General features: G+C 78.6%; 7 protein-coding genes. 1 reads left to right on the plus strand and 6 read right to left on the minus strand.

The genetic code is table 11. The features are described 5' to 3' along the window. Positions 1-609, minus strand: a complete 609-nt coding sequence (locus EF903_RS07900; RefSeq protein WP_125542271.1) for a GNAT family N-acetyltransferase — start codon at positions 607-609, stop codon at positions 1-3. A gap of 8 nt (positions 610-617) precedes the next feature. After that, positions 618-1,259 carry a GNAT family N-acetyltransferase gene (locus EF903_RS07905; protein WP_125542273.1) on the minus strand — a complete coding sequence of 214 codons (642 nt, stop codon included), beginning with the start codon at positions 1,257-1,259 and terminating at the stop codon, positions 618-620. A gap of 212 nt (positions 1,260-1,471) precedes the next feature. On the opposite strand from EF903_RS07905, the gene EF903_RS07910 reads away from it, so the two are divergent. Continuing rightward, entirely contained in the window at positions 1,472-2,212 is a 741-nt protein-coding gene (locus EF903_RS07910) for a siderophore-interacting protein (RefSeq protein ID WP_125542275.1), read from the plus strand. A 34-nt stretch (positions 2,213-2,246) separates the two neighbouring features. Here EF903_RS07910 and EF903_RS07915 read toward each other — a convergent pair whose 3' ends face one another. The 4 genes from EF903_RS07915 to EF903_RS35820 all read right to left on the minus strand — a co-directional run. After that, positions 2,247-4,019 (minus strand): thiopeptide-type bacteriocin biosynthesis protein, encoded by a 1,773-nt coding sequence (locus EF903_RS07915; RefSeq protein WP_125542277.1) that lies wholly within the window; start codon positions 4,017-4,019, stop codon positions 2,247-2,249. A gap of 7 nt (positions 4,020-4,026) precedes the next feature. Continuing rightward, entirely contained in the window at positions 4,027-6,234 is a 2,208-nt protein-coding gene (locus EF903_RS07920; RefSeq protein WP_260614943.1) for a TOMM precursor leader peptide-binding protein, read from the minus strand. Next, positions 6,231-7,943 carry a hypothetical protein gene (locus EF903_RS07925; protein WP_125542280.1) on the minus strand — a complete coding sequence of 571 codons (1,713 nt, stop codon included), beginning with the start codon at positions 7,941-7,943 and terminating at the stop codon, positions 6,231-6,233. The genes EF903_RS07920 and EF903_RS07925 overlap by 4 nt, the downstream gene beginning before the upstream one ends. Then, a partial coding sequence (locus EF903_RS35820; RefSeq protein WP_312845896.1) for a lantibiotic dehydratase C-terminal domain-containing protein occupies positions 7,940-9,174 on the minus strand: 1,235 nt, incomplete at its 5' end. The genes EF903_RS35820 and EF903_RS07925, both read right to left, overlap by 4 nt.

Raw genomic sequence — 9,174 nt, forward strand, 5'->3', positions numbered from 1 at the left:
TCAGGGCCGCGGCGGGGCGTCCAGGAAGAGGAGGCGGGCGCGCTTGGCGGGGATGCGGACCTCCGGCAGGTCGATCTCGGGGAGGCCGACCTCCGGGCCGCGTACGAAGCCGGCGCGCTCCAGCCGCGCCACCGCCTTGCGGTTGGCCGGGTCCGGGTCCGCGACGAGCCTGCGGGTCCCCGGCAGCCCGCACAGGTACGACAGGAACGCACCCAGCAGGGCCGCCGTGTGGCCCGGCCGGGGCGGGCCCGACGGCGGCCCGATGAGCAGGTGCACGCCGACGTCGCCCGGCCGGACCGGGTAGCACTCCGACACCCGGTCGGCCGCGCAGTCGTACGACTGGAACAGCGCGGCCGGTACGCCGTCCAGGAGGGCCAGGAACGCGTGGTGGGTGTCCCGGCGGTCGAGGTCCTCGTACACCTCGCGGACCAGTTCGAGGTCCGCGCCGGCCATCCCCCAGAACCGGGCCCGCTCCTCGCTCACCCAGCGGTGGATCAGCCCGGCGTCGGCCGCCGGGTCGACACGGTGCAGGGTGATGAGGCCGAAGCCGTCGGCGGTGCGGGAGTACAGGGGCCGGAGCCCCGTGGCGTTCCGGTGCGCTGCGGGCATGCGGGTTCCTAGGGGGTCGGGGTGCTCCCGTCGGCGGGCGGCAGCACGGCCGGGCGGTCGAGGAAGGCGAGCACGGCCCGCTTCTCCGGGAGGTATATCTCCGGCAGGTCGATTTCCGGCAGAGTGATCTCCCCCTGCGGGACGAACCCGAGGCGGCCCAGCAGTGCGACCGCCTTCTCGTTGCGGGCGTCGGGCTCGCCGACGGCGCGCAGGACGGCCGGGTCGCGGAAGGTGAAGCGGGTCAGCGAGCCGATCAGCGTGCGGCTGAAGCCGGGCCGGGGCCGCCCGTTCGCAGGGGCCAGCATCAGGTGGACGCCGATGTCGCCCTCCCGTACCTCGTAGCACAGGCTGATGCGGTCCTCGGCGGGCTGGTACGTCTGGAACAGCGCCACCGGCTCGTCGTCGAGCCGCACCATGTACGCGTGGTGGGTGTCGCGGCGGTCCACGTCCTCGTAGATCTCCTGCACCAGTTCCCGGCTCGCGCCGTTCATCCCCCAGAACCGGGCGCGCTCCTCGACGACCCACGAGTGGAGGACGGCGGAGTCCGCCGCGGGGTCGACCGGGGTGAAGCGGACGGTGCCGAAGCCGGGGACGGCCTCGGTGTGGACGTCGGCGCGCGGGGAGGCGAGGGCGGTGGACTCGGGTCTCATGGCGGTTCTTCCGTTCCTTCGTGGCATGCGGCCGGATCGCGGGCCGGTGCGGGGCGCCCGGCCGCCGAGGCCGGGGCCGGCCGGCCGTGCGGGGCCGGCGGCGGCAGCGGTCGGATCCGCGGGGCGCCGGGGGCGTGCGGGGGTCCGTACCACTCCCCGAAATCATTAGGTTAGGCTCGCCTGACTATACGGCGTCAGGGAAAGGGGCGGACATGGCGGTCGGCAAGGGCTGGGAGGGCGTGGTCCTCAAGCTGCTGCGCGGCAAGGACTTCACGTTCACGGTCACCGGGGCGGAACAGGTCACCCCGCACTACCGGCGCGTCTCCTTCACCGACGGCGGTCTGCTCGCCGCCGCCGGCGACTCCCTGCACCCCACCATGTGGGTCCGCCTGTGGTTCACCGACAACGGCAAGCCCCACCAGCGCGCCTACACCCTCGTCGACCCCGACCCGGCCGCCGGCACCTTCTCCCTCGAGTTCGCCCTCCACGACGGCGTCGCCAGCGACTGGGCGCGCACCGCCGAGCCCGGCGCCACCATCGACGCCACCGTGCAGGGCACCGGCTTCACCGCGCCCGCACCGGCCCCGGAGCGGCTGCTGGTGATAGGCGACCCGGCGTCCCTGCCGGCCATCAACTCCCTGCTGGACGCGCACCCGCAGACCCCGGCCACCATCTGGTTCGAGACCCAGCACGAGGACGACGCCGAGCTGCCCGTCCGGCTCGACGCCGAGCGGCACGACATCCGCCGCGTCCCCCGCTCCGGCGGCGGCGCCGCCCTCGTCGAGCGGATCCGCGCCGAACTCCCCGGGCTGGCCCCCGATCCGCAGACCGCGTACGTCTGGCTGGCCTGCGACACGGCGACGACGCGCACCCTCACCGGGTACCTGCGCAAGGACCTCGGCCTGCCCAAGCAGCGGGTCAACAGCCTCGGCTACTGGCGCCCCGCGGCCTGACCGCCGGGCGGGCCGCCGCCCGGCGGCCGGCCGGTCACTCCGCCGGGCGGCCGAGCGGCAGCAGGTACTGGACGGGCTCGTCGAGGTCGTCCAAGCCCAGCAGTTCGTGGGCCAGATCGTCCTGGAGTCCGCCGAGCGGGATCGTCGCCAGCCCGAACGCGCCCGCCGTCAGCTGGAGCACCTGGGCCAGGTGCCCGGCCTCCAGCAGGCCCAGCCGCAGCGCCCGCAGCCCGTACCGGCCGCGCAGCAGCCCCAGGTCGAGGTGGACGGCCAGGACGGCCGGCGCCGCGTCGATCCCGACGGCGTCCGGGTCGCCCTCCGGGCGCGCCAGGTACGACGACAGCGCCTTCACCGCCTCCACCTCCGGCGCAGGCCCGAGGCGCACCAGCGAACGCCGCTCCGGCGCGCAGTGGTAGGTGCCCGAGGGCAGCCCGGCCACGTCCCACGCCAGCAGCCGCACCCGGACGCTGTACAGCGCGCCCGCGCTCGGATACGGGCGGTGCCGCAGCTTCCGCTCCGTCCCGTCGGCCAGGACCCGCCGGGACTCGTGGCTCGGGGCGTGCGCATGCCACAGCACCCCGCCGAGCTCCGCCGCGTCGAGCGGCCCCGTCAGCGCGCCGCGCGCCGACCGCCGGCCCCGCAGCGCCCCGCCCAGGGACACCTGCGGCAACGGAGCCGCGGGCAGCTGGACTTCCCCGTCGACGCGGCGCCCTCCGGGGAGGGCGGGCGGCCGCGGGACATCCCGGACCGCCGTGTCCTGCCCGCGCCCGACCTGGAACTTGCTCCGCTCCAGGTACTGGTAGTCGGCGGCGCGCGCACCCCTCTCGAAGAATGCGCCGCCTGCCGGCCCGTCCGCCCGGCCGCCGCCGTCCGCGGGCTCCAGCAGGGCCCGCCCCGCCAGCCGGCACACGGCCCGCTCCTCGTCCGGAGCCACACCCAACCGGTTGAACAGCATGTGGAGTTGCGAGGCCCACACCCACAGCCGCCGGTCCGCCCGCTCCGGGGAGCCCGGCCCGCCCGCGGGAACCACCGCCCGCAGCGCGGCGTCGGCCGCGCGGACCTGTCCCGCCCACTCGGCGAGCCACGGCGCGGCCCCGCCCTCCGCGGCCTGGGCGCGCACCGCCCGCGCCCGCCGGGCCAGGCCCTCCCGCTGCGCGGCGAACACCGAGTTCACGCGGGCGTGGACGGCGGCACCCGGCAGCGGCCGCACCTCGTCGACCCACCGCCACGACGCGGCGTGCCGGCGCAGCCAGCCCGCGGCCGCCAGCTCGTCCAGGCCGAGGGCCGCGGCGGTGGCGTGCGCGAAGTCCAGCGCCTGCCCCAGCCGGTCGGCCCGCGCGGGCAGCGCGCGCAGAGCCGCCACGGCGGCACGCGTCGCATGCGCGAACACCTCCTCGGCGACCGGGAGCGCTTCGGGGCCCCCGTACCGTTCGGTCTCCGGCTCGTACGGCACCGCGCGCACCTCCCCGTGGCGGACCGGCCACGGCCCGCCGACCGGGGCCGTGGCGGCGGCCAGGCCGCCCAGCTCGGCCGCGAGCCGCGCCGCGTCGACCGGCCCGGACGACGGCCCGCGGAACCGGATCCGCAGGTGCGGCCCCCCTTCGCCGTACCGGATGAAGAACCAGGAACCGCCCGAATCCGGCCCGTACCGGGCGTCCATCAGCGGGGCGAGGGCTCCGGCGACGAATGCGTCGGTGTCCGCGACGCCGGTGTGCAGCGCCAGGTGCAGGCTCTGCCAGCCGCCCGCCGGGTCGGAAGGGGCGGCGGGCCGGACCGGAGCCGCGGAAGGGTACGCCTGATGGGTCATCGAAACCTCACGGGAAGGGATGCGGGTGAAGGGGCAGTTCCTCGTGGCGCAGGGGGCGCCCGGTGCGGCCCAGCCGGTACGGCACCTCCAGCAGCCGGGGCAGCCCGAGGGTGCGCCGGTTGACGTGTCCGAACGTCATCGGGAGGGTGCCCGGCACGACCACCTTCGCGCAGTGCAGCCCCAGCCGGTCCCGGACACCGGGCTCGTCCTGCGCCACCACGACGACCTCAAGCCCCTCACCGGCCAGCCGGGCCACCGTCTGCGACAGCAGCACCGCCAGGTCGGCCACGGGCGCGGGAGCGCCCGGCCAGCGCTCCTGCCAGGGGGCCGCACCGGTGTCGGCGAACAGGAACTCCAGCCGCGGCTGCGCCTCCGGCAGCGCGTTCAGCCCCACGTGGTCGTCGAGGCCGACCACCAGCTCGGGGCGGTCCAGCATCGGGCGCAGCCGCTCCGGGTCGCGCGCCCCGCCCGGACCGGCCGGCCGCTGCGCGGCGTCCTGGACGTTGGTCACGGCCTCCGCGACCGCCGAGCGGATCGCGACGCGCGGATCGTGGTGCGCGCCTGCGGCGAGGAACGCACGGGGCGCCGCCGGATGGTCGCCCTCGTAGCGGCACACGGCCACCACGGCGGGAACACCGAGGTCGTTCGTGGCGTCGAGCAGGCGCAGCCGGTAGCCCAGCAGCTCCGCCCGCGCCGCCAGGGCCGCCACCAGCGGGTCGCCGGCGGGCAGGGCGACCCCCGGCAGGGGGGTGCCCGCGTACCACGCCATCAGGAAGGCGTCCCGCTCCGCCACCTCGAACAGCCCGTACAGGGCCGCCTCCTGCGGGCTGTTGCCCAACCCGCAGCCGTTCGACGACTCGTACACCACCCGCGCCCCGGGCGGCGCCCCGTCCGGCGGGGCGGGCAGGTCCCAGTACGCGACGTGCTCCGGGACGGCGACGGCCCGGCCCTTCGTCAGCGACCAGCCGTACACCCAGTCCAGTTCCAGGTCCGGCCGGTACGGCACCGTCCGGGAGGCCGGGTGCCCGTGGTGCACCGGGTCGGGCAGGCCCAGCCGGACCGGGTCCACCGCCGCGTCCGGACCCAGCTCCGCGAAGGAGGCCCGCAGCACGGTGCGCCGGCCCATCGGGCGCATGCCGGCCAGCCGCTCCACGCTCTCGAACAGCGCCACGCGCTCGCTGGAGCGGAAGTCCGCGGCGCGGCCGTACCCGCCGTCGTCGAGCAGCCGGCCGTCGGTCACCCAGGCGGTCGTCAGGGCGAACGCGGAGTCCTCCGTGCGGAACAGGCGGCGCACCGGGCCGAACCGCTCGTCGTACAGCTCCGCCCGCAACGCCTCCGCGCCCGTACGGCCGTTGGGGCCGCGCAGCTCCGCGGGGTCCGGCAGCGGGCGCGGGACGGCGGGCGGCTCCGCCGCGGCGGGGGAGTCCTCCGGCAGCGGCCGGCACACCGGGCAGCCGCCGACCGGCCGGACCCGGTGCGTGGACCAGGTGGCCCGGCTGCCCTGGACGACGTACACGGTCGCGGCGGGCACACCGCCCTCTCCGGCGGGCGGGGCCGGCTCGTCGAGCAGCCCGCCGGCGAGCAGCAGGGCCCCCTCCGCCAGAGCCGGCGTCCCGGTGCCCCCCAGCCGGAGCCGAGGACTCCGCCACGGTACGCGTCCCCCCGCGGTGGCGAGCCGCTGGTACTCGGTGCACACCAGACAGGCCCGAGCCCCGGGCTCCAGCACGGGCCCGACCACGGTCAGCGCCCCGTCCTCGCGTACGGGGACCAGGCGCACCGGACGGGCCAGCGCGTGCCGGCTGAGCCGTTCGGCCGACTCCAGCGTCCAGGAGGCCATACGGACGACGGCGCTCCCGGAGACGGCGCCGAGCGCCGCCTCCACGTCCAGGACGGGCAGACCCGCTGGACCGCCGGCGGCGTCCGCCGCCGGGCCGGACCCGCGGCTGCCGGAGGCGTGCCGTGCCCGGACGGCCGGCGAGGCCGTCCCGGGCACCGCCCCAGGGTGCCGCGTGGCGGTGCGGGCGCCGGCGTCGGGGCGGGTGGCCCGGGGCGCTGCGCCGGGGCCCGTGGCTTCGGTGGGCCCGGCGCCGCCCGCGGCCTGCGCCGCCGGGCCGGCTGGTGCCGCGGTGACTGCCGTGGCGTCCTCCCGTGTGGCGCGCGGAGCCGCGCCGGGACAGGCGGTCCCGGGGGTGGTGGGGATCGGAGTGCCGTTCACGGGTATTCCTTCGGGTCGGCCAGGACGGTGAAGCCGCAGCTGTGCAGGACCGCCGCGGTACGGGCTGCGGCGGGGTCGCCGCCCGGCGGCAGCCACGGGCCGGGGGCCGGGCCGGCCAGGCGGGTCAGGGCAGCGGTCAGGGCCGGCTCGCGGCGGGCGATCCCGGCCAGCCAGACGTCGGTCCAGCCCTCGTCCGCCCAGGCCGCCGGCGCGGCGCCCGCCGCCGCGAGCGGGGCCTCGGCGCCGCCGAACGGGGCGTGCGCGGCCCCGGCCGGCCCGTGGCCGGCGGCCATGGCCCGGGTGACCGCGCCGAGCAGGGCCATGGCCGCCGCGTCCGCCGGGGTCGCCTCCACCGCGCTGCCGAGCACCGCCGAGGCGCCGGGAACCCGTACGACCGCCGCGTACGCCTGCCCGCCGCCCAGCCGGCGCACCGTCAGGCGGGCCTCCGCGTGCCCCGCGAAGCCGTTGAGGACCTTCCGCCAGTGGCGGGCCTGGGGGTGGCGATGCCAGACCTCCTCCGGCAGCGCGGGACCGGTGTCCCCCCGCTCGGCGCCCGCGAGGGCCGCCCGGCGCAGGGCCCGACCCCGCGCGTGCGCCGGTCCCGCACCGACCACCGCGGCTCCGCCGAGCCGGAGCTCGGCCGCCCGGCACGCCGCGGTCAGGCGGGCCAGGTCCGCGCGGGGAGCTCCTGCCACGAGCGGCCCGGCCGGGGTTGGGCAGGCGGCGAGCGCCGCGGGCAGCTGTGGCAGCCGGCCCGGCAGCGGCGCGTCGAAGACCCCCAGCCGCGGGTCGGTCAGCGCCGCGACGCGGCGCAGTGCCTCGGCCAGGTCGGCGGCCGCGGGCAGGGCGGGCTCCGAGGCCGCGGCCGGCCCGGCCACCCACGGCCGGTAGGAGGCCCGGGGAGGAGCGGCCTCGGCGACGAGGACGGCGGGGCGGGCCGGCAGCAGCGACGGGTCCTCCTCCGCCCCGGCGGGGTCGGGCAGTCCGGCTGCGGCGCACAGCAGCCGCTGCGCGGCCGCACCCGCCAGCAGAGCCGTCAGCGCGTCCGCGGCGCGCTCCGCCGCGGGGTCCTCCACGGTGTCTCCCAGCCGGGCGGCCACCGCCTCGGCGTCCGCGCGCACCCGCTCGGGGGAGGTCGGCGCCGTGACGAAGCCGCCCCCGGCGGTCCGGCCGGCGGCCACGGCGACCGGCGGGACACCGGCCGCGGCCGCGACCAGGCCGGGCGGCAGGCTGCCGTCGGCCCGCGCCTCGGGCCGGATGCCCGCCCGGTGCAGGGCCCGCAGCAGTGCCGCGGCGAGCGGGGCGTCCGGATCGGCGGCCGTGACGACGGGCGGGGCGGCGGCCAGCGCCGCGGCCGCCGCGGCCGGGCGGTCCGCGGACGCGGCCAGCCAGGCGGCCGGTGCCTGCCCGCCCGCCGGGAACTCCGCGACCAGCCCGTGCGCCCGGAGCTGCGCGGTGAGCCCGTCCAGTGCCGTCGCGACCCGCGGATCGGCCGGATCCAGCCCGCCCGGCCGGTGTGCCGCGCCCACGAGGGTGGCGGGCTCCGCGCCCAGTCGGTCCGCCAGCAGGTTCCACAGCGCCGGCAGGGCACGGCTGCCCTCCAGCGTGACGCTCCCGTCGCGGCCGCGCAGGTGCAGGCCGGCCCGCAACGGGGTGGCCGCGACCCCCGGGCGCAGCCGCACGGCGGGCGGCTCCCCGGAGGCGGTCACCGGGCGCCCTCCACGGCGGCGATGACCTCGTCGATACGCGCCTGCCAGCGGTGCCCGGTGAGCCCCGGCACGCTCCGCACCACCAGGTGCGCGGCCAGATAGCGCTCCACGGGGCGGACGTCGCAGACCGCCAGCAGCCGGTACAGGGCGTTCGTGCAGGCCCGGTACACGAGGTAGTCGGCGCGGCTCCACATCGAGCCCTCCGGGTCCGAGCGGTGCAGCTGCCGGTGGAAGTCGCTGTAGCGCGTGCGGACCTCCCGGTCCCACCGCGCGGCGGTCTCCCGGTCGCCCAGCGCGGCCGCCCGTGCCCGGTACTCCGCGGCGACCCCGGTGAAGTCCGCGCCCGCCGCGTGCCGCTCCTCCGCCGTCCGCCAGGCGCCGGCGGACCAGTCGGCCCAGGCCCGTTCGCCACCGGTGGCGCCGCCGCCCGCGATGCGGCCCACCAGCGCGGAGATCCGTCCGCCCGCCGTCTCCCAGCGCCGCTCGAACGCCGCCCGCAGCCGCCCGTCGGCGTCCTCGTAGACCAGGAAGTCCTCCAGGTGGGACAGGAACGAGTAGTGGCCGCCGACGAGTCCCTCGGGATGCGCGGCCGCATGCGCGGCCAGCGCGGTGACCACCAGCTCCACCCGGGCCGCCGAGGTGTCCCCGCGCCCGCCGAGGAACGCCGTGCCGGCCTCCAGCGCGGGCAGGCCGGCGGCCAGCAGGTCCTCGCGCAGCCGTACGCCGTCGGGGCCGATCAGCGCCCGCAGCGGATCCAGGTCGACGGGCTCCACACGCACCGTGTTGTCGGGGACGAGCGGCCCGTACGGCGGCGGGACGAGCTCCGCCCGCCCGGCCGCGGCGGCCTGCTCCAGCAGCTCCCGCTCGTCGACCTCGGCCCGCGACGGGTGCGCGGCCGCACGGGCGCGCAGCTCCGCGGCCGTGCGCTCGGCCGCGGCCGCCACCTGCGCGGGCGCACCCCGCAGCCGCAGCCGTACGTGGGGGCCGCGCAGCCAGTGGCGTTCGACGTGCACGGTGAGCCCCTCGGCGGCCGCCCGCCGGGCGAGCGGCAGGACGGCCTCGCGCAGCAGGGGGGCCTTGACCGGCTCGTAGTGGTGGACGACGACGTCGAGCGCGGTCGGCGCCGGCGCCGGCGGCGCCGGGTCCGGGTCCGGGCCGGTGGCCGGGGCGTTCATCGGGTGCCTCCTCGGCGGTTGACGGGCGGGGATGTCGGTGGGGCGGTGGTCCGGCG

Origin of the sequence: Streptomyces sp. WAC05292 (assembly GCF_003949955.1) — a bacterium.
Taxonomy (GTDB): domain Bacteria; phylum Actinomycetota; class Actinomycetes; order Streptomycetales; family Streptomycetaceae; genus Streptomyces; species Streptomyces globosus.

Excerpts from the sequence above, each read along its gene's own strand:
- EF903_RS07900 (WP_125542271.1), bottom strand. The coding sequence starts at position 609 with ATGCCCGCAGCGCACCGGAACGCCACGGGGCTCCGGCCCCTGTACTCC.
- EF903_RS07905 (WP_125542273.1), bottom strand. The coding sequence starts at position 1,259 with ATGAGACCCGAGTCCACCGCCCTCGCCTCCCCGCGCGCCGACGTCCAC.
- EF903_RS07910 (WP_125542275.1), top strand. The coding sequence starts at position 1,472 with ATGGCGGTCGGCAAGGGCTGGGAGGGCGTGGTCCTCAAGCTGCTGCGC.
- EF903_RS07915 (WP_125542277.1), bottom strand. The coding sequence starts at position 4,019 with ATGACCCATCAGGCGTACCCTTCCGCGGCTCCGGTCCGGCCCGCCGCC.